General features: G+C 63.0%; 17 protein-coding genes and 1 pseudogene. 8 read left to right on the top strand and 10 right to left on the bottom strand.

Annotation, left to right across the window (positions count from 1 at the left end; all coding sequences use genetic code 11):
* Positions 1-172: 172 nt before the first annotated feature.
* Both MKZ91_RS06560 and thrC read right to left on the bottom strand, forming a co-directional pair.
* Positions 173-1,474 carry a M16 family metallopeptidase gene (locus MKZ91_RS06560; protein WP_336169220.1) on the bottom strand — a complete coding sequence of 434 codons (1,302 nt, stop codon included), beginning with the start codon at positions 1,472-1,474 and terminating at the stop codon, positions 173-175.
* A gap of 16 nt (positions 1,475-1,490) precedes the next feature.
* Positions 1,491-2,891, bottom strand: coding sequence for a threonine synthase (gene thrC, locus MKZ91_RS06555; RefSeq protein ID WP_336169218.1), 1,401 nt, complete (start codon positions 2,889-2,891; stop codon positions 1,491-1,493).
* 283 nt (positions 2,892-3,174) lie between these two features.
* Between thrC and MKZ91_RS06550 the strand changes: the two genes are divergently transcribed.
* Positions 3,175-3,726, top strand: coding sequence for a hypothetical protein (locus MKZ91_RS06550; protein WP_336169407.1), 552 nt, complete (start codon positions 3,175-3,177; stop codon positions 3,724-3,726).
* A gap of 70 nt (positions 3,727-3,796) precedes the next feature.
* Here MKZ91_RS06550 and MKZ91_RS06545 read toward each other — a convergent pair whose 3' ends face one another.
* Positions 3,797-4,903, bottom strand: a complete 1,107-nt coding sequence (locus MKZ91_RS06545; protein WP_336169216.1) for an ABC transporter substrate-binding protein — start codon at positions 4,901-4,903, stop codon at positions 3,797-3,799.
* A gap of 209 nt (positions 4,904-5,112) precedes the next feature.
* Positions 5,113-5,808, bottom strand: a complete 696-nt coding sequence (locus MKZ91_RS06540) for an HAD family hydrolase (protein ID WP_336169214.1) — start codon at positions 5,806-5,808, stop codon at positions 5,113-5,115.
* A 180-nt stretch (positions 5,809-5,988) separates the two neighbouring features.
* Here MKZ91_RS06540 and MKZ91_RS06535 point away from each other — a divergent pair, with 180 nt between their 5' ends.
* Entirely contained in the window at positions 5,989-6,657 is a 669-nt protein-coding gene (locus MKZ91_RS06535) for a GntR family transcriptional regulator (RefSeq protein WP_336169212.1), read from the top strand.
* Positions 6,658-6,776: 119 nt separating this feature from the next.
* On the opposite strand, the gene MKZ91_RS06530 is transcribed toward MKZ91_RS06535, so the two are convergent.
* Positions 6,777-7,457 (bottom strand): ArsR/SmtB family transcription factor, encoded by a 681-nt coding sequence (locus MKZ91_RS06530; RefSeq protein WP_336169210.1) that lies wholly within the window; start codon positions 7,455-7,457, stop codon positions 6,777-6,779.
* Between the two features lie 94 nt (positions 7,458-7,551).
* Here MKZ91_RS06530 and MKZ91_RS06525 point away from each other — a divergent pair, with 94 nt between their 5' ends.
* The 3 genes from MKZ91_RS06525 to MKZ91_RS06515 all read left to right on the top strand — a co-directional run bounded on the left by MKZ91_RS06525 (position 7,552) and on the right by MKZ91_RS06515 (position 9,492).
* A complete protein-coding gene (locus MKZ91_RS06525; protein WP_336169208.1) occupies positions 7,552-7,872 on the top strand; it encodes an NIPSNAP family protein in 321 nt (106 codons plus the stop codon).
* A gap of 3 nt (positions 7,873-7,875) precedes the next feature.
* Positions 7,876-8,226: an antibiotic biosynthesis monooxygenase family protein gene (locus MKZ91_RS06520; RefSeq protein WP_336169207.1), complete on the top strand. Its 351-nt coding sequence runs from the start codon at positions 7,876-7,878 to the stop codon at positions 8,224-8,226.
* 135 nt (positions 8,227-8,361) lie between these two features.
* Positions 8,362-9,492: a site-specific DNA-methyltransferase gene (locus MKZ91_RS06515; RefSeq protein WP_104664761.1), complete on the top strand. Its 1,131-nt coding sequence runs from the start codon at positions 8,362-8,364 to the stop codon at positions 9,490-9,492.
* Positions 9,493-9,614: 122 nt separating this feature from the next.
* Here the strand turns inward: MKZ91_RS06515 and MKZ91_RS06510 are convergent.
* The 3 genes and pseudogenes from MKZ91_RS06510 to mutY all read right to left on the bottom strand — a co-directional run.
* A pseudogene (locus MKZ91_RS06510) lies at positions 9,615-9,971 on the bottom strand (nuclear transport factor 2 family protein); the annotation flags it as partial.
* A 15-nt stretch (positions 9,972-9,986) separates the two neighbouring features.
* Positions 9,987-10,604, bottom strand: coding sequence for an HAD family hydrolase (locus MKZ91_RS06505; protein ID WP_336169203.1), 618 nt, complete (start codon positions 10,602-10,604; stop codon positions 9,987-9,989).
* Positions 10,605-10,627: 23 nt separating this feature from the next.
* Positions 10,628-11,716, bottom strand: a complete 1,089-nt coding sequence (gene mutY, locus MKZ91_RS06500) for an A/G-specific adenine glycosylase (protein ID WP_442892206.1) — start codon at positions 11,714-11,716, stop codon at positions 10,628-10,630.
* Between the two features lie 92 nt (positions 11,717-11,808).
* Between mutY and MKZ91_RS06495 the strand changes: the two genes are divergently transcribed.
* The 3 genes from MKZ91_RS06495 to smc all read left to right on the top strand — a co-directional run bounded on the left by MKZ91_RS06495 (position 11,809) and on the right by smc (position 16,816).
* Entirely contained in the window at positions 11,809-12,315 is a 507-nt protein-coding gene (locus MKZ91_RS06495; protein WP_336169201.1) for a DUF721 domain-containing protein, read from the top strand.
* A gap of 118 nt (positions 12,316-12,433) precedes the next feature.
* On the top strand, positions 12,434-13,252 hold the full coding sequence (locus tag MKZ91_RS06490; protein ID WP_336169200.1) for a DsbA family protein: 819 nt from the start codon (positions 12,434-12,436) through the stop codon (positions 13,250-13,252).
* 102 nt (positions 13,253-13,354) lie between these two features.
* Positions 13,355-16,816, top strand: a complete 3,462-nt coding sequence (gene smc, locus MKZ91_RS06485) for a chromosome segregation protein SMC (protein ID WP_336169199.1) — start codon at positions 13,355-13,357, stop codon at positions 16,814-16,816.
* 2 nt (positions 16,817-16,818) lie between these two features.
* On the opposite strand, the gene MKZ91_RS06480 is transcribed toward smc, so the two are convergent.
* Entirely contained in the window at positions 16,819-18,588 is a 1,770-nt protein-coding gene (locus MKZ91_RS06480; protein WP_336169197.1) for a caspase family protein, read from the bottom strand.
* A gap of 66 nt (positions 18,589-18,654) precedes the next feature.
* Entirely contained in the window at positions 18,655-20,475 is a 1,821-nt protein-coding gene (locus tag MKZ91_RS06475) for a caspase family protein (RefSeq protein WP_336169195.1), read from the bottom strand.
* Between the last annotated feature and the right edge of the window lie 77 nt (positions 20,476-20,552).

Raw genomic sequence — 20,552 nt, 5'->3', positions numbered from 1 at the left:
GCGAAAAGGCGCAAAGACTTCACCGTTCCGACACGGTGGTTTGCCTTCACCGCGAGATCGCCTGTTCCGAGCGATCAGCGAGAGGTTTGAAACGGTCATCGCCCGGGAGTTTGGCCATCCCGAAAAGGGGATTTCACCGTCTCAACGAGACGATGAAATGTTCAAGGCCTTGTCAGCTCGCGACAGCGTGCGGCACACCCGTCTTGCCGGTCAGAGACGACAGGATGTCGTTCATCGGGGCAAGCTGCTCAAGCGGGCCGATGGCCGAGAGCGTCGGCGTGGTGTCGAAGAACAGCCGGCCGGCAAGATCGGTCAGGCGTTCGATGGTGATGCCGGACAGGCGCTCCATCAGTTCTTCGTTCGGGATCGGACGGCCGTAGAGCATCATCTGGCGGGCAATCTGGCCGGCGCGGGCCGCCGGGCTTTCCTGGCCCATCAGGAGCTGGGCCCGGATCTGGGCGCGGGCGCGCTCGATTTCCTGCTGCTCGATGTTCATCGAGGACTTGCGCAGTTCATCGACGATGACCGGCATCAGTTCCGGCAGGTTCTCACCACCGGTTGCCGCGTGCACGCCGAAGATGCCAGTGTCGGAGAAGCCCCAGTGGAAGGCATAGACGGAATAACAGAGACCGCGATGCTCGCGCACTTCCTGGAAGAGGCGGGACGACATGCCGCCGCCGAGGATGTTGGCAAGGATCTGCGAGCAGTAGAAGTCGCGGGCGTGATAGGCCTTGCCTTCGAAGCCGAGCAGCACCTGCGCATCCATCAGGTCGCGCGTCTCGCGGCTGTCGCCGCCGGTATAGCGGGCGGCTTCCAGCACCGGCGTCGCGATCGGCGTGCGCGGGAGCAAGGCAAAGCGTTCTTCCACCTGGCGCACGAAGGCGTCGTGCTCGACGGCGCCGGCGGCGACCACGAACATCCGGTCGGTCGTGTAGTTGCGGCCGAGATAATGGCGGATCTGGTCGGCCGAGAACGACATGACCGTATCCGGCGTGCCGAGGATCGGGCGCCCGACCGTCTGATTGCGGTACGCAGTCTCGGCGAAGCGGTCGAAGACGACGTCATCAGGCGTGTCGTCGGCAGCGCCGATCTCCTGCAGGATGACCTGCTTCTCGCGGCGGAGTTCTTCGTCGTCGAAGGTGGATTCGGTCAGAATGTCGGCGAGGATATCGACCGCGAGCGGCACGTGGTCCTTGAGGACACGCGCATAGTAGGAGGTCGTCTCCGTCGAGGTGGCGGCGTTGACTTCGCCGCCGACATTTTCGATTTCTTCGGCAATCTGGCGGGCGGTGCGCCGCTCGGTGCCCTTGAAAGCCATGTGCTCCAGCAGGTGGGCAATGCCATGTTCGCCCACGGTTTCATTGCGCGAACCGGACTTGATCCACACGCCGAGCGCCACACTTTCGAGATGCGGCATCTGCTCGGTTACCACCGTCAACCCGGAAGGGAGCCGGGTGCACTCAACTTTCATCATACGTTTCTTCTCGTTCTTACCCCCGGAGGCGGGTGCGCTCGCCGATAAAGGTCTCGACGCTCTTCAGGTCCGGATCCAGGATATCGAAACGCTCCTCCCTGTTCATCAGGTCAGCAAGCCACGTCGGAAGCGCCGGGTCAATACCACTGGCCGATTTTACCGCGTCGGGGAATTTGGCCGGATGCGCGGTGGCAAGCGTCACCATCGGGGCCGATGCCTTCTCGTGCTTGGCGGCGACGAAGACGCCGACGGCGCTGTGCGGATCGAGCAGATAGCCGGTGCTCTCCAGCGTCTTGGCAATTGTCTTGGCCACTTCCTTCTCCGGGGCCCGACCGGCGCGGAACTCCTTGCGGATAGCCTTGAGCGCCTTGTCGCGAATGGTGAAGGAGCCGGACTGTTTGAGGCCGTCCATCGCCGAGCGCACTTCGCCCGGATCGCGGTCGTTTGCCTCAAACAGCAGCCGTTCGAAGTTCGACGAAATCTGGATGTCCATCGACGGTGCGGTGGTCGCCTTCACATCGCGCATCTCGTAGCGCCCGGTCTTGAGCGTGCGGGCAAGGATGTCGTTTTCGTTGGTGGCGATCACCAGCTTGTCGATCGGCAGGCCCATGCGCTTGGCGACATAGCCGGCGAAGATATCGCCGAAATTGCCTGTCGGCACCGTGAAGGAGATCTTGCGATCCGGTCCGCCGAGCGCCACCGCCGTCGTGAAGTAGTAGACGATCTGGGCCATGATACGGGCCCAGTTGATCGAGTTGACGCCTGAAAGCTTGACGCGATCGCGGAAGGCGGCGTCGTTGAACATGGCTTTGACGAGGTTCTGGCAGTCGTCGAAATTGCCTTTCACGGCGATCGCGTGAACGTTCGATGCCTTCGAGGTGGTCATCTGTCGCTGCTGCACCGGCGAGACTTTGCCGTGCGGGAAAAGAATGAAGATGTCGGTCCGTTCACGGCCGGCAAAGGCATCGATCGCTGCGCCGCCCGTGTCGCCCGAGGTCGCGCCAACAATGGTGGCGCGTTCGCCGCGCTCGGCAAGAACGTAGTCCATCAGCCGGGCGAGCAACTGCATCGCCACGTCCTTGAAGGCGAGCGTCGAGCCGTGGAAGAGTTCCATCACGAAGGAGTTCGGGCCGGTCTGGACGAGCGGGGCGACGGCCGGATGACGGAAGGTGGCATAGGCTTCGTCGATCATTTCGCGAAACTTCGCCGCAGGGATTTCGCCGTTGGTGAATGGTTCGAGCACGGCAAAGGCGATTTCCTGATAGGACTTGCCGCGCAACGCGCGGATGTCCTTCTTGGAAAACTTCGGCCATTCCTTGGGAAGGTAGAGGCCGCCGTCACGGGCGAGGCCGGCCAGCAGCGCGTCGCAGAAGCCGAGGGGAGCGGCTTCGCCGCGCGTCGAGATATACTTCACCATCGTTGTCTTTCGTCCCACCTCAAGGATTGCGACGACCCTAGGCGAGGGCGCCGCGGCACGCCCGTCTTATTGCGTCAGTCCTTGACAAAGTCTGCATGCTTTCTTGTCACCGACCCAATTTCGGGCCGAAACAACAGGGTTTCGGAAAATTCGGATTGGGTGATCCGACCCAATCGATTTTTCAGTTCGCCGCTGCTATAGACGATGCCCGAAGGCCATGAAAGGCCTTCCGGCCGAGATTTCGGTCAAGGAGTTTCAACCGGTCCAGCAGAGGTTGTTCAACGTGTTTGGCAAAGTATCCCGGCCTGTTCTCGCAATATCCTTTCTCGCGGTCCTTGCCGGCTGTAACAAAACGCAATCCGGTGGCGCGATCGATGCAGGCGGCAGTGCCGCCGCTCCGACGCCAGCCGTCGTCCAAGCCGCATGCCCGCAGGTCGTCATTCGTGACGGCACAAACGTGTTTGCCAGCTACGCCAAGGGGGCCAAGAACGACCCGACGAAGCTCGTTTATCAGGCCTCTCTTGCCGACACCACGCGCCAATGCGTCCAGAGCGAGAGCGCGATTACGGTAACTGTCGTGGTCCAGGGCCGCGTCGTCAGCGGTCCTGCTGGCGGCCCTGGCAAGATCACCATGCCGATCCGTGTCGCTGCGACCGACGAGGACAAGACACTCTATTCCGAGTTGACGCAGCACGCGGTGGAAATCCCCGCGACCGGTTCGGCCCAGTTCGTCTTCACCAAGGCGGACGTGACGCTGCCGGCCGGTTCCGGCTCCAATGTCACCGTCTATGTCGGCTTCGACGAAGGTCCGCCGGCCAAGGGCAAGAAGAAGTAAGCTGCGGCTGCAGCCTCAAACAAAAACGCCGGGGCTTGCCCCGGCGTTTCTATTTTGTGTCGTGCGCGCCTTACTCGGCCGGAACGCTCTTGCCGCCTTCCCACTTGTAGAGCGAGAAGGCCTGCGAGGTGAGGTCGCCGGCTTCGCCGTAGGTCAGCTTGCCGAGCACCGTGTCGATGCCTTCACCGGACTTGATCGCGGTCGCAACCGCGGTCGCATCCTCGGCCGAGCCTGCCTTCTCTATGCCGGCCTTCAGCACCTGAACGGCGGCATAGGCGTTGAGTGTGAAGGCTTCGGCCGGAATGTTCTTCGCCTTCAGCGCCTCGACGGCCGGGGCAGATGCCGGGTTGCGGGTCGCGTCGCTGGCGTTGGTGTAGACCGTGCCGGTCGCAGCTTCGCCGCCGATTGCCCAGAACTCGGTGTTCGACAGGCCGTCGCCGCCGAAGATCTGTGCCTTCACGCCCTGGTCGTGCATCTGGCGAGCCAGCAGGCCACCTTCCGGATGATAGCCGCCGAAGTAGACGACTTCGACGTTCTCGGCCTTTAGGCGGGTGACGATGGCGCTGAAGTCCTTGTCGCCCGGGTTCAGGCCTTCATAGACGACTTCGGTGATGCCGCCGGCATTGATGGCAGCCTTGAAGCCGTCGGCGAGGCCCTTGCCGTAGGGCGCCTTGTCATGGAGCACGGCGACCTTCTTGTCCTTGAGGTTCTTGACCACGTAAGCGGCTGCAACTTCGGCCTGCTGGTCGTCACGGCCGCAGGTGCGCAGCACGTTCCAGAGACCGCGGGTGGTGAGGTCCGGCGTGGTTGCGGTCGGCGTCACCATCAGGATGCCGTTTTCGGCAAGAACGTCGGAAGCCGCCATCGACGTGCCCGACAGAACGGGACCGACGACGAAGCGGATGCCTTCGCCGGCCGCCTGGTTTGCGACCGACACGGCCTGCTTCGGGTCACCGGCATCGTCGAGCAGCTTCAGCACGATCTTCTCGCCGTTGATGCCGCCAGCCTTGTTGATCTCTTCGGCGGCCGCTTCCGCACCGTTCTTCACCTGCTCGCCATAGGCCGCGACCGGACCGGTGAGCGGCGTGATCACGCCAACGGTGATGTCGGCAAAGGCGAGCGGGCCGAAGGCGACGCTGGCCGCCAAAGTCAGACCGGTCAACAGTGAAAGACGCATAGTGTTTCCTCCTTGAAATACCCTCGATGGGGCTTGCTTGGTATGGCCCTCGTGCGCGACTTCTCGAAAACCGGGGAGATTCTCGGCGGGACACGCTGCCACTGCAATGTGTCATCGTGTCCCGCGGCGTCTAATTGGACGCCTGCCGTGGTGGCCGAAGGCTTTTTTCCGCTCCGGCGGCAACCGGGGCGAAAGGGGTTTGCGACGTCTCAGGCCGTCAGCGATTCCGACCATTCCGCAAGCGCGGCGATCACGCCCGGCAAAGCAGACATGCGCGAGATCACGGTTTCGGCGCCGGCTTCCGTCAGCTTGTCGGCGTGCGAGGGATAGGTATGGGCGCCGCCGGTGAAGCCGACGACGCGCATGCCGGCGGCACGCGCACCGTGGATACCGTGGACAGAATCCTCGATGACCAGCACCCGTGACGGGTCGACGCCCATCTGCTTGGCACCATGCAGGAAGATGTCCGGCTTCGGCTTGACGCGGTCGGCGCCGAGGTCACGCGCCGAGTAGATGCGCGGGCCGAAATGATCCTTGATGCCGACCTTGCCGAGCATCATGGCAAGGCGTGCGGACGTGGAGTTGGAGCAGATGCAATGGGGCAGTTTCAGCTGCAAAAGCATCGGCTTCACGCCCTCGATGATCTGCACGTCACGCGCCAGGCGTTCGTCGAGGATCGTATCGACCTTGTCGATCAGCGAAGCCGAAAGCGGGATGCTCGCTTCCTTCTCGACCTGAAGCAGCGTGTTGTGCCAGGTCATGCCGGCAAAACGCTCGGCCATTTCCTCGACACTGATCGGATAGCCAGCTTCCGTCAGCAGTGCCGCTTCGACTTCGGAGGCGATGATTTCGGAATCGACGAGCACGCCGTCGCAATCAAAAATGATGAGATCGATACCGGTCATTTGGAACAGTTCCCTGGGAGGAGGAGGCGCCGCAGGCGGGGGGAGGATCAGTCGCGCGGCGCGGGGCTTTCGTACGGCAGAGCTTTATACGAAGGCGGCTCAAAGCTCAACCTTTGGAAATTATCGAAACCGCTGTCCCGCTTGCTCGACAGCTTTGTTTCGCGGCTCTATCTGTAGGCGATGGAAAAGCAACAGGACGATACGCTCGCAAGTCGCATCAGCAAGGCGCTGGCCGAGAGGATCATCTCCGGCATTCTGATGCCGGGAGAGCGCTTGCGGCAGGATCATGTCGCCGAGGAATTCGGCGCCAGCCACGTTCCGGTGCGCGAAGCCTTCCGCCGTCTGGAGGCGCAGGGGCTTGCCGTCAGCGAACCGCGGCGCGGCGTGCGCGTGGCCTCCTTCGACTTGAAGGAAGTGCGCGAGGTTGCCGAAATGCGCGCCGTGCTCGAGGTTCTGGCGCTGCGCCATGCCATCCCGCATCTGACGCCGGCAATCCTCGATCGCGCCGAAGCGGCAACGGCTGCGGCCGATACCTCGCGCGACGTGCGCTCCTGGGAGGCGGCAAACCGGGCTTTCCATCGCCTGATCCTCGAGCCCTGCGGCATGCCGCGGCTGCTTGCGGCGATCGACGACCTGCACGCGGCAAGCGCCCGCTTTCTCTTTTCCGCGTGGCGTACCAGCTGGGAAGCCCGCACGGACCACGACCACCGTGCGATCCTTGCGGCCCTGCGCGAAGGCCGGGGGAACGAAGCCGCGAAGATCCTCGAACGTCATGTCGGCTGGATCGGCAAGACGCCGGTGAGGACGGCCGCTGGCGAAACGCGCGAGGCTTTCTCGATCGTCGGTTAAAGCAAGTTCCAGGAAAAGTGCGAAGCGGTTTTCCGTCCGGGATTGCGCTGCCTACGAAGCAATTTCCAGGAAAAGTGCGAAGCGGTTTTCCGTCCGGAATTGCGTTGAGACTTTCCGACCTATTGTGGGAAGAGCTCCGAAAAGACCTTGTCGCCATTGGCGGTAAAGCGGATGGCGCGGCTGTTGGCCTCGCGTATTGCCCAGCCCTTGTCGATGAACAGTGTCAGCAGCGCTTCGCCGAGAGATCCTGCCAGATGCGAGCGACGTTCGCTCCAGTCGAGGCAGGTGCGGCAGATCGGGCGGCGGGATTTTTTCAGCGCGTCATAGTCGATGCCGAGTGCCTCGATCCGGCTCTGGCCGGCCGGTGTCAGCGCCAGGTCGTCGCCAGTGACTTCGATCTGCTTTTCGGCAATCAGGCTGTCATACATGCGCACGCCATAGTCGCCGGCCAGATGGTTGTAGCAGACACGCGCTTTCCTGAGCGCCGGATCCTTCGGGCCCGGGCGATGACGGTTCATGCCACGGCTTGCGGCAAAGCCCATCAGGTTCTCGAGCATCAGTCCGACCTCGTCCTCGGCGAGCTGAAAATAGCGATGGCGGCCCTGCTTGCGCTGGATGAGCAGGCCGCCGGCCTCGAGCTTCGAAAGATGGGAGCTTGCGGTCTGCAGCGTGATGCCGGCATGGGTCGCAAGCTCGGTCGCGGTCAGGGCGCGACCGCCCATAAGCGCCGTCAGCATGTTGGCGCGCGCAGGATCGCCGATCAGCGAGCCGATGAGAGCGATGTCTGGACCTTCCTTCATACTTCGATCGTAGTCGAAGCATTCTCGTCGAACAAGCGGGCATAGTCCTCTCATCGAAGGCCCGGCGTAACGCCCTGGTCACAAGGAGAAGACGATGATCACCTGCTTCATCCGCTATGAAATCGACCCGTTCAAGAAGGACGAGTTCGCCACCTATTCGCGCAACTGGGGCGAGGCGATCCCACGCTGTGGCGCCGATCTCATCGGCTATTTCGGGCCACACGAAGGTTCGGCAACCACCGCCTATGGCGTCTACAACATTGAGAGCCTCGCTGCCTACGAGGCCTATCGCGCCCGGCTTGCCGCCGATCCGCTCGGGCGCGAGAATTATGCCTTCGCCCGCCGCGAACGGTTTATCTTGAAAGAGGATCGGATCTTCCTGAAAAACGTCTCTGCGTCTGTCGGAGGAAAGTGAATCATGATCGCCGTCATCTTCGAAGTGATACCGGCCGAGGGACAACGCCAGACCTATCTCGGTATTGCTGCCGATCTGCGCCCGCTGCTCGACGGTATCGATGGCTTCATCTCCATCGAGCGGTTCCAAAGCCTCACCAATGCCGACAAGGTTCTGTCCTTGTCCTTCTGGCGCGACGAGGAGGCGGTGAAGGCTTGGCGGAACGGCGCAGAACACCGGGCAGCCCAGGATGCCGGACGCCGCGGTGTCTTTGCCGACTACCGTCTGCGCATCGCCTCGGTCATCCGCGATTATGGCATGAACGAGCGCCACGAGGCGCCGGCCGACAGCCGCGCCTTTCACGACGCCAGATGAATCGCCGCAACAAAAGAACTCACTAACATGGCGTGAATACGAACTTTTTCGGAACGGCCTTCAGGCTTTGGTAACCATCTTCGGTAACCATAAGCTCCATAGTCCGTTCCGAGTAAGCGTATTTGCGAGTTGTCCATGTCTTCAGTTGTTTCGCTTGCCGAAGTCTCCCGCTCCACCCGCCCGCTGGGCTGGCTCGACAGTATCATCAAGGGTGACTGCGTTGCGGCGCTCAATGCGCTTCCCGACAATTCGGTCGACGTCGTTTTCGCCGACCCGCCCTACAACCTCCAGCTTGGCGGCATGCTGACCCGTCCCGATCAGTCTGTGGTCGATGCCGTCGACGACGAATGGGACCAGTTCGCGTCCTTCGAAGCCTACGACGCCTTCACCCGCGCCTGGCTGCTTGCCTGCCGCCGCGTCCTGAAGCCGACCGGTACGCTCTGGGTGATCGGCTCCTACCACAACATCTTCCGCGTCGGCGCGATCCTGCAGGACCTGCACTTCTGGATCCTCAACGACATCATCTGGCGCAAGACCAACCCGATGCCGAACTTCAAGGGACGTCGTTTCCAGAACGCCCATGAAACGCTGATCTGGGCGACGCCGAACGCCAACGCCAAGGGTTACACCTTCAACTACGATGCGATGAAGGCGGCCAATGACGATGTGCAGATGCGCTCCGACTGGCTGTTCCCGATCTGCTCCGGCCACGAGCGGCTGAAGGACGATGACGGCAAGAAGGTGCATCCGACCCAGAAGCCGGAAGCGCTGCTCGCCCGCATCCTCATGGCCTCGACCAAGCCCGGCGACGTCGTGCTCGACCCCTTCTTCGGTTCCGGCACGACCGGCGCCGTTGCCAAGCGCCTCGGCCGCCACTTCGTCGGCATCGAGCGCGAGCAGGATTACATCGACGCGGCCTCGGCCCGCATCGACGCTGTTGAACCGCTCGGCAAGGCGATGCTTTCGGTCATGACCGGCAAGAAGGCCGAACCGCGCGTCGCCTTCAACACGCTGATCGAAAGCGGATTGATCAAGCCCGGCACAGTGCTGACGGACGCCAAGCGTCGCTACAGCGCGATCGTTCGCGCCGACGGCACCGTCGCTTCCGGCGGCGAGGCCGGTTCAATTCATCGCCTGGGCGCCAAGGTCCAGGGGCTTGATGCATGCAATGGATGGACATTCTGGCACTTCGAAGAGGGGAACACCCTGAAGCCCATCGACGAACTCAGAACCGTCATTCGAAATGATCTGGCAAAACTGAACTGATCAACCAGTTCCGCCAGGTCCTTCGAAAAGCGCTCCGACCGGTCCTTGTACCTTCAGTCCCGGAAGGAGAGCTTTAAACGCCCGGAATCCTCTTGAGGGATTCCGGGCGTTTGTATGTTCGGTTGATCGTCGAAGACCTCGATCGCGACGATCCGTCCGTAGGCGTCGAACTGCAGATGCTCGATGCCCGAGCGCGCGACCTGCTCGCCGGTCCTGGCGTTGGTGGCCTCGAGGTGCCATCGGGTGCGCGCTGAGCAAGGTGACAGCGTTTCGATCAGGCTGTCTCGCGCTACCTGATCCGGATAGATCTCAAAATAGTCTCGAAACGCCGAGAGGATCGCCGCGCGTCCGACGAGCGCGCCGACGCCATTGGATGTGTAGCGCGCCTCTTCGGCGAAGGCATCTTCTATTGCCGCGAAATCGAGGGCGTTGATGGCCGCGTGATAGCGGACGGTCAGGACCAGAGGGTCAGGTGACATGCTGACCGTCCCCGCTTACGGATGGATGCCGTAGGCTGCCAGGTCGACCTTCAGTTTCTCCGGATCGACGAAGTGGACCGCGTGCCAGCCGGCCATCCGCGCGGCTTCGACATTCGCGACGCTGTCATCGATGAAAAGCGTCGCCGACGGTGTGAGCTCGAAGGTTCGGGTGTGCGTCTCGTAGATGGCGATATCGGGTTTGATGAGCTTCACGTCGCCCGAAACCGTGACGCCGCGTGGCAGGGTGAGGAAGGGATAGAGAACCTGCGCTTCGCGAAACGTATCGGAAGCGAAGTTGGTGAGCATCGTTACGTCACGGCCTTCGGCGATCAGCCGTTCCATCAGGCAAACCGTCTCGACATAGGCGTGCGGTACCATCTCCTGCCAATACTTGCGGAAGGCGCGGATGTGCTCCTCGCGCTCGGGAAAATCCTTGATCAGCAACGCCTCGGCTTCGTCCCAAGGGCGGCCGCGGTCCTGCTCGATGTTCCAGTCATGGGTGCAGACGTTGGTAAAGAACCATTCGCGCTCCGCCTCGTCGGGAATGATGCGGCTATAGGGCAGGTTCGGGTCGTAGTGGATCAGCACCTTGCCGATGTCGAAGACGATGTGACGGATCTCGATGCTGCTCATTGCCGTATTCCTTGCTTGATCCTTCAGCGCCCCGCCTTGAAGGCGTGAGGGATCGCCTGGGCGATTGCCTTCTTCATCACCGTCGGCAGTGCTTGAGCCTTCAGAGAGCCGACCGGCTCCCACCAGCCGTCGCCTTCCTTCCCGGCGCGCGCGACATTGGCGCGGTAGACCGACAGACGCAACTCGAAATGCGTGAAGACGTGGCTGATCGTGCCGCAGTCTTCCCATGGGCCGCTGAAGGGTTGAGCGGCTACCGAGGTGTCGCCGTCCTGTCGCGATGTCCAATCAGTGCCCGGCACCTCGGTCATGCCGCCGAGCAGGCCGCTTTCGACGCGCTTGCGCAGATAGACGGCGTTGTCTGTGTCGATGGCGACGAAGGCCGCACCAAGACGGAGCGGCTTTTCCTTCTTCTTCGCCTTGCGTGGAAAGGTTTCGGGATCGGCAACACCAAGCGCGCGACAGTGCGCCCGGAACGGACAGAGCGAGCAGGCAGGCCGCTTCGGCGTGCAGATCGTCGCCCCAAGATCCATCATCGCCTGGGCGAAATCACCGGGCCGGTCATCTGGCGTAAGGAGCGCGACGCGTCCCCGCATCTCGGGCTTGGCGGCGGGAAGGGGCGTCTCGATCGCGTAGAGGCGCGATATGACCCGCTCCACATTGCCGTCAAGCACGGCGCTTCTGCGGTTGAAGGCGATCGCCGCGATCGCGGCGGCGGTATAATCGCCGATGCCGGGAAGGGACTTGAGCCCATCATCCGTATCAGGAAAGCGGCCACCGTATTCATTTGCAACGACTTCGGCGCATTTCTTCAGGTTGCGGGCGCGCGCATAATATCCAAGCCCGGCCCAGGCCTTCATAACGTCTTCGTTGTCGGCCCGCGCCAGATCCTCGACGGTTGGCCACAGCGACAGGAATTTTTCGAAATAGGCCTTTACCGCCTGCACCGTCGTCTGCTGCAGCATGACCTCGGACAGCCAGACGTGATAGGGATTGACGACGATGCCTTCGGCAGCCATTGGCGGCGACACCCGCCACGGCAGGTCGCGGTGGTGCCGGTCGTACCATTGAAGAAGAAGGGGCGCGGCGTCGGCCGCCGGGATCGTATCGTGCATGATTTGCCGGGAGTTTGCTTTCCGGCCTATACTTGGCGAAGCGGAGCCGCGCCATCAAGGCTCAATCGACATTGCCTACAGAAAGTCCAGGTGTGAGTGAGCAGAAATCCCGCAAGGGTGTCGTCCAGATCAGCGAGGTCGCAAACGGCCTTATCGACCCGGTGCTTGCCAAGCGCGCAGGCATCAACACCATGTTGCTCGGCTCCTGGGACGAAATCGCCGGCGAAGAGTTTGCCGATTGTACCCGGCCCGAGAAGATCGCCTGGCCGCGTCGCGCATCCGAGATCTCGGGCGAAGGCGGTCACCAGCCAGGTGTGCTCACGGTCGCCTGCGAGGGTGCGCGGGCCCTGTTCCTGACCCATGCCCAGGGGGAATTGATCCAGCGCATCAACGGCTTTTTCGGTTTTTACGCGATTGGTCAGTTGCGCATCGTGCAAAAGCCGGTGTCGCCGCAGGTCAAGCACCGTGGCAAGCCGAAGCCGCTTTCAGGCGAGCCCGCGCGCCGGCTGGAGGCGATGGTCGAAGGCATCGAGAGCGAGGAACTGAAGGCGGCGCTGCGGCGTCTGGGCACGGCCGTGCTGAACCCGCGCCGACGCTGACGCGACCATCAACCGGTCACAATTCTTTGAATTCTGTTGACGTCCCGCCACTTGCCGCCCTGCCTGCGGCAAGATATCGAATCCGCACCACAAATCCCTCCGAACACGGGTCAAATTCATGTCCGCTTCCGCAATGAACCTTACGAAACGCCTGCTCAGCGGTGCCGCCATCGCAACCGTCGCCCTGGTGCTTGCCGCCTGCAGCGACGAAAAGAAGGAAACGGCCTCGACGGCGGCTCCGACCGAGGCAAGCGAGACGGCCACGGACGCGACCACTACGGCATCGACGACCTCGACCCCGGCCACCACCGAGGCGAAGCCCGCCGCAGGCACTGAAGTCGCCCAGTCGACGGCCGCCCCTGCCAAGGTCGAGCTTCCGTCGTCGGAAGGTTCCGTTGACGTTGCCAAGCTCATGGAGCCGGGCGCCCTGCCGGAAATGTCGATCGGCGACGCCAACGCGCCGGTGACCATCGTCGAATATATGTCGATGACCTGCCCGCATTGTGCGGCCTTCCACAACAACACCTTCGAAGCGATCAAGATGAAGTACGTCGACAGCGGCAAGGTTCGCTTCGTGCTGCGCGAATTCCCCTTCGATCCGCGCGCAGCGGCCGCCTTCATGCTGGCGCGTTGCGCTCCGGAAGGCCAGTACTTCCCGATGATTTCGATGCTGTTCAAGCAGCAGCAGCAGTGGGCAACAGCCCAGAATGGTCGCGACGCGCTGCTGCAAATGTCCAAACTCGCCGGTTTTACACAGGAGAGCTTCGAGGCCTGCTTGACGAACCAAAAACTTCTGGATGATGTGAACGCTGTTATGCAGCGGGGCGCAAAGGATTTCGGTGTTCAGTCGACGCCAACCTTCTTCGTCAATGGTGAGCACTATTCGGGGGACATGTCGGTTGACGTTATGTCGGCCCTCATCGACAGCAAGCTCTGATCCTTCGCTTTTCCTGAAAGCGGGCGACGGCAGCAGTCGTGCGCCCGTTTTTTTCGTTTGGGTTGACGGCACAGGGGGGTACTTTTCCCCAGCGTCGCCCGCATGAAGTTCAACAAGCTTCGCCTGCTCGGGTTCAAATCCTTCGTCGAACCGACCGAATTCATCATCGAGCGCGGCTTGACCGGCGTCGTCGGGCCGAACGGCTGCGGCAAGTCAAACCTTGTCGAAGCGCTGCGTTGGGTGATGGGAGAAAACTCCTACAAGAACATGCGCGCCTCCGGCATGGACGACGTGATCTTCTCGGGGTCGGGCAACCGCCCGGCGCGCAACACGGCCGAAGTCGGCCTTTATCTCGACAACAGCGACCGCACGGCGCCGGCCGCCTTCAACGACAGTGACGAGATCCAGGTCACGCGGCGCATCGAGCGCGAGCAGGGGTCGGTCTACCGCATCAACGGCAAGGAGGCGCGCGCCAAGGACGTGCAGCTTCTGTTTGCCGACGCTTCGACTGGCGCGCGTTCGCCGTCGATGGTCGGGCAGGGGCGTATCGGCGAGCTGATCGCCGCCAAGCCGCAGGCCCGCCGCCAGCTTCTGGAAGAGGCGGCCGGCATTTCCGGCCTGCATTCGCGCCGCCACGAAGCGGAGCTTCGTCTCAGGGCCGCGGAAACCAATCTAGAGCGTCTCGACGACGTGACCTCGCAGCTTGAAAGCCAGATCGAAAGCCTCAAGCGCCAGTCGCGCCAGGCCAACCGCTTCAAGATGCTTTCGGCCGATATCCGCAAGCACGAGGCGATCCTGTTCCATATCCGCTGGGTGCAGGCCAAGGAGGCGGAAGCCGAAGCGACGAGCCAACTCAACCAGATCACGGCGCAGGTTGCGGAAAAGGCGCAGGCACAGATGCAGGCGGCCAAGGACCAGGCGATCGCCAGCCTGAAACTGCCGGAGCTGCGCGAGAATGAGGCGAAGTTTGCCGCCGCGCTCCAGCGCCTGCAGATCGCCCGCTCGCAGCTCGAGGAGGATGCCGGCCGCATTTTGAGGCGCCGTGATGAACTGCAGCGCCGCCTGGCGCAGCTTGCCGAAGACATCGCTCGCGAGGAGCGGCTTGTCGTCGACAATGCCGGCATTCTGGCCCGCCTCGAGGAAGAAGAGGCCGAGCTTGGCGACATGCTGGCCGAGGCCGACGACCGCGCCTCCGAAGCGCGCGAACGACTGGAAGACGCAAATGGCAAGCTTGCCGACAGTGAAGCGCTTCTGGCGCGGCTGACCGCTGAGCGGGCTGAAGCGCAGGCCGGCCGCAACCAGTTGGAGCGGACGCTGCGCGATCTTTCGGAGCGCCAGGCCCGGCTTGTGCGGCAACTGAGCGACCAGTCGCGCGATCTCGACGATCTTGACCGGCAGATGGCCGCACTTCCCGATCCGCACGAAAAGCAGGGACAGGTCGAAGTCGCAGAAGCGGCACTGGAAGAAGCCGAGGCCAATGTGCTTGCGATCGAGGAGGGGCTCGCGCAAGCGCGCCGCGCCGAGGTCGAGGCGCGTCCGCCGGTCGATCGCGCGCGCGCTGCCTTGAACGGCATCGAAACCGAAGCACGCACGATCCGCCGCATGCTTGAGGCCGTTGCCGGCGGTGCCTACCCGGCCATCGTCGAGGAAATGAAGGTTGACCGTGGCTTCGAGACTGCGCTTGGTGCGGCGCTCGGCGACGATCTCGACTCGCCCCTGAACGAAGATGCGCCCGCCCATTGGCGCGCGCCGGGAGACCATGCCGGCGACGCGGCGCTGCCTGAAGGCGCGAGCCCGCTGATCGCGCATGTGAAGGCCCCCGCCGCACTGACCCGCGCCCTGAAGCAGATCGGCATCGTCGCGAGCGAGGCGGACGCCGAGCGACTGTTGCCGCTGCTCAAGCCAGGTCAATGCCTGGTTACGAAGCAGGGCTCGGTCTGGCGCTGGGATGGCCACGTTACCGGTTCCGAAGCGCCGAGTGCTGCCGCATTGCGCCTGGCACAGAAGAACCGCCTGGCCGAACTTGACGCGGAGGCCGAGACTGCGACCGAGGCATTGGCCCGAGCCGAGGCCGAACTGACTGCTGCCGGCGCACGGATCCGCGTCGAGGACGAAAGGCTTCGGCTCGCGCGTGACGCACAGCGCATGATCACGCGGCAGCTCGCCGAGGCGCGCGACACGCTTGCTGCGGCCGAGCGCGCATCCGGCGATCTCGCCCGCCGCCGGGCCGTGCTTGCCGAAACGCGCAGCCAGATCGAGGCCCAGGTCGAGGAAGTTGCCGAGCAGATCGAAACCGCGAACGACGCCTTGGCGGATGCACCCGATCTTTCGGAACTCGAATTGAAGCTGCGCACCCAGACGGCAGATGTCGCCGCGGATCGCGCCGCCGTCGCGGAAGCGCGCGCCGCCCATGACGGCTTGGCGCGCGAGAACGAGGCGCGCCAGCGGCGCATGACGGCGATCGCCGCCGAGCGCCAGACCTGGAAGGCGCGCGCAGCCAGCGCCGAGGAACATATCGCCACGCTGCGCGACCGTGAGGCCGAAGCTCGCGACGAGGTGGAAGAGCTGATCGACGCGCCGGACGAGTTCGAGGACAAGCGTCGGGCGCTGATGAGCGAACTGCAGAAGGCGGAAGCGGCAAGGCGTGAGGCTGCCGACGTGCTCGCCGAGGCCGAGAACCGGCAGCGCGAGGCGGACCGGCTGGCGGCAACCGCGCTTTCCGAACTTGCCGAATCGCGCGAGAAGCGCGGCCGCGCCGAGGAACGCCTGGTCTCGGCCCGCGAGCGTCGCGTCGAGATCGAGGCGCGCATCCAGGAGGCACTCTCCTGTGCGCCGCACGAGGTCATGCGCCTGACCGGACTTGCCGTCGATGAGGCATTGCCCGACATGCGCAACGTCGAACGGGAACTCGAACGGCTGAAGATCGAGCGCGAGCGGCTTGGCGCCGTCAACCTGCGCGCCGAAGAGGAGCAGAAGGAGCTTTCCGAAAAGCTCGGCCTTCTCCTTCGTGAACGCGACGACGTCATCGAGGCGATCCGCAAGCTCAGAAGCGCCATCCAGAACCTGAACCGCGAGGGCCGCGAGCGCCTGATCGCCGCCTTCGACGTGGTCAACGTGCAGTTCCAGCGGCTGTTCACCCATCTCTTCGGCGGCGGTACCGCCGAGCTGCAATTGATCGAAAGCGACGATCCGCTGGAAGCGGGCCTCGAAATCCTCGCCCGTCCGCCCGGCAAGAAGCCGCAGACGATGACCTTGCTTTCGGGCGGCGAGCAGGCACTGACCGCCATGGCGCTGATCTTTGCCGTGTTCCTCACCAATCCGGCGCCGATCTGCGTGCTCGACGAAGTGGATGCACCGCTCGACGACCACAATGTCGAACGCTACTGCAACCTGATGGACGAAATGGCGGCCTCGACCGAGACCCGCTTCATCATCATCACCCACAACCCGATCACCATGGCTCGCATGAACCGCCTCTTCGGCGTGACAATGGCGGAACAGGGCGTTTCGCAGCTCGTTTCCGTCGACCTGCAGACGGCCGAACGGTTGCGGGAAGTGGTGTAAGCCTAGTCGAACTCGACGATAAAGCCGGGAACTGGTCGCGATGGATCACGTGCTCCCCACGTGTCGATATAGGCGGCCCGAGGAACCTTGTTCGCGCGGTAGGCGGCGTAGAGGGTCGCGGCTCCAACCCTTGCCGGCGGCCGCCTGAACCATCTGTCATAGGTGACGGCGCCACCCGGTGCCCAGGTCCAGCTATCGGCAAGGCCGCTTTCGTTGACAAGCCCGAGCCAGGGGCCGATGCGGCGGTGTTCTCCCTCCTCGAACAGGCTGTCGAAGAACCTGGCATCGGCGTTCACGAGTGCGGCGACGAAAGCGTTCTCGTCGCTGGAGTCAATCGTTGCGAGGTGACCGCCGCATCGCTCCGCCGTCGCCTTGGCCTGTTCCCAAGCGACTTGTTGCGCATCATAGGCTGCCGCATAGAGGTGACCGTCAAAGGTGCCGTACGTCAACGACAGAGGCGACAGGCAGCGCACTAGGGAAACTACTGCCGCTTCCTCAAGCCCCTGCAGATCGTCAGGGTCGTATCGGCGCGCAATTCCTGCCGAGAGGATTTGGCGATTGACGTGAGCAAACCCCAAACCCAGGGCCACGCTGGTCTCCTGGTCGAGAAGGCCCGACTGAGTGAGCCCGCGCGCCGTCTGGAACAAGGTTATCGCCCGGCGCGTCTGGCCACCGAAAGTCCCGTCCGTCTCGCCCGTGTCGAAGCCCTCATTGCGCAATGCCTCCTGCGCCGTTGAGCGCTTTTCTTTGCTGTCGAACAGCTTCTGTTCCTGTGCCATTGCTACCAGCGGCGACCGCAGGTCGTCGTTTGTGCCGAGGCGTCGGATGGACTGGCGGGCTGCGTCCGCGTAATTGCTGCTGCCGTGTTTGGCGATAAAGCGCTTCCAGGTCCTGATCGTGTCGACACGCATCGCCTTGCCGAAGTCGAGTGCTGCAAGATCCACGGAAGTTGCCGTCGGTTGGGCCGGCTCCCGACCTTCCACGGCGGCACCGAGATAGAACTCCAGGTCGAGGGAAGAAAGAATCTGTGGTGACTGCTTGCCGTCTGTTTCCAGGCGCACCGCCCGGATCACACGCTTGAAGGCGGTTCCGACTTCCAGGCCGGGTCCGGAGAGATTGGCGATCAGCGCGCGGGTGAACGGCGAATGCCCGTCGGTTCCATCGGCAGCGACCTGGCCGGGAGCAGCGGCAAATGCCACGAGCGTACCCGCACCCTGCGTCTCGATCGGCGCCAGCCCCCTCGTCGCAGCGCCGCGGGTGGCGCCTTCGACTTCGCGATTGAGCCGGTCGGCAAGCGGATTGTTGCGGCAGGCATCGAGGAAGACCAGTGATATCCTGGCACGCTTTTCCAGCGCCGCGACAATCTCGGAAAGCGCCATCGTTTCGCCGGGCACGTCGAACTCGCTTTCAAGCCTCGCGTCGATCCCGACCAGGAAGTTTTCGCCGTGCAACTGCATGCCGTGCCCGGCGTAGTAGAATAGCGCGACGTCCTCAGGTTTGATCTTGCGCGAGAACCGTGCAAGCGCTTCGGCGAGGTTCCTGCGATTTGCGTTGAGGACAAGGTCGGTCTCAAAGCCCTGTTGCTTGATGAAGACTTCGAACGCCTCGGCGTCGCGCACCGCATTTGGCAGCACGCCAGCCGCAATGTAGTCCGTCATGCCGACGATGAGCGCCAGCCGTTTTCCGCTCTCTTCCGCAAGGGCGCTCCCCGCTGCGATTAACAGCGCGGATACGAACAGGGTCAGGGGCAGAAATTTCGCCCACCAGTTCATGGTGTCCCTCCAGCGACACGAACGCTCGGCACGGGATTGGCTGCCGAACGTCGATGCCCAATCCGGTCACTCGAATTCGAGAATGAGGCCGCCCGTCCCGTCGCTTGCCCCCATGTCGTCCCAGCTGTCGACGTAGACCGACTTGGTGTCGGTCCTGCCGTCGCGATGGGCGTAGTACATGCCGATGTCGTCGCCCTTCTTGCCCTCGTTCGGCATGTCCCTGAACCATTTCGTGTAGGTCAAAGGTGCGCCGGTGTCCCAGTGCCAACCACCTCGGGGTTCCTTGCCTTGAGGGTCCTGTGTCAGGCCAATCCAAGGTCCCATCTTGAAGCTCACGTTTCCGGACGGGTCGTAGCCCGTGTGGAAGAAACTCTGGTCGGCGTTGAAAAGTGATGCGACGAAGGCGTTTTCTTCTTGGGAGGAGATCGACGCAAGATGCGCACCGCAGCCGCTGGCGATCCCGCGGGCATAGACTGCCAGGATGGTGCCCGATCTCACGGCGACATAGAGGTGCCCGCCGAACACGCCATACACGGTCTCGAAATGCCGGAGGCACTGCATGGCGTCAAGGACGCGCTTGTCGGTTTCGAGACCTTCGAGATTGGCAACGTCGTAACGTCGGACTTTCGTAGCGCTGTAGATGCCTTCCGCGCTGTCGTTGACCTTGATGCCGAGGGCTTCGGCGGTGCGCTCGGTAATGAAGCCGCTTGCCGGTTGGCGGTTGGTGCTTTGGAAGAGTTTGATCGCCTCTCGCGTCTGCCCGCCGAAGACACCATCGGCATCGCCCACGGCAAATCCCTTGGCGGCAAGTGCGAGCTGGACGTCGCGTCGCCGGTCCTTGTTGGGCAGGAGCCGCGCTTCGACGGATTGTGGCAGGTGAGACGCGTTGCGCACGGCCACGGGTTCGATCTGTGCCAGCGCTTGCCGTCCAAGCTCGGCATATTCGCCGGTGCGATGCTTTTCGACGAAAAAGTGCCAGATGCGCGCCGTGCCGATCTTGAGCGCCTTCTTGAAGTCCTTTTCCGCTTCAAGCGCTTCGGGGTCCGTCGCTGGCACCGGGAGCGCTGGCTGCACAGTCTGAGGCTGCGTCGGAACCGTTTCCGACCCGAAGTAGAACTCAAGCGACAGGGAGGAAAGAATCTGCGGTTGCTGCTTGCCCTGCGTTTCCTTGCGCACGTCGCGCACGACCCGCTTGAAGGCGGTCCCCACTTCCAGGCCAGCGCCCGAGAGATTGGCGATCAGCGCGCGGGTAAAGGGGGAGTGCCCATCCGTGCCGTCGGCGGCGACTTGGCCGGGTGCGGCAGCAAATGCCACGAGCGTGCCGCCGCTTTGCGTCTCGATCGGCGCAAGCCCTCTTGTTGCGGCCCCGCGAGTGGCGCCCTCCACGTCGCGTGTGAGCCGCTCGGCAAGCGGGTTGTTGCGACAGGCGTCGAGGAAAACCAGCGATATCCTCGCGCGCTTCTCCAAGGCGTTGATGATCTCCGAAAGCGCCACGGTTTCTGCCGGCACATCGAATTCGCTCTCAAGCTTGGCATCCGTTCCGATGAGAAAGTTCTCACCGTGCAGCTGCATGCCATGGCCGGCGTAGTAGAACAGAGCGACATCGTCGGGCCCGATCTTGCGTGAAAAGCTTGAAAGCGCACCGGCAAGGCCCTTGCGGTCGGCGTTGAGGACGAGATCGGTTTCAAATCCCTGGCCCTTGAGGAAGGCGCTGAAGGCCTCCGCGTCGCGCGTGGCGTTGGGCAATGTTCCCGCAACCGTGTACTCGCCCATGCCGACGACGAGCGCCAGCCGCTTGCCGGTCTGCTCGGCGCGTGCGACCCCGGCAAAGGAGACGATCACCAGTGCCAGGACAAAGCAGGATCGCAGTTTTGCACGCCATTCCATGACCGACCCTCCGGGTCTACGGGACTGAAACGGATTGCCACGACAAGATATTCTTGAATGCGCCCCCATTGCGTTTT

The sequence above is a fragment of the Ensifer sp. MJa1 genome, assembly GCF_037026475.1.
In the GTDB taxonomy this organism is placed as follows: Bacteria; Pseudomonadota; Alphaproteobacteria; order Rhizobiales; family Rhizobiaceae; genus Ensifer.
Note: the sequence above shows the minus strand (reverse complement) of the source record. Positions and strands in the feature narration are given on the sequence as shown.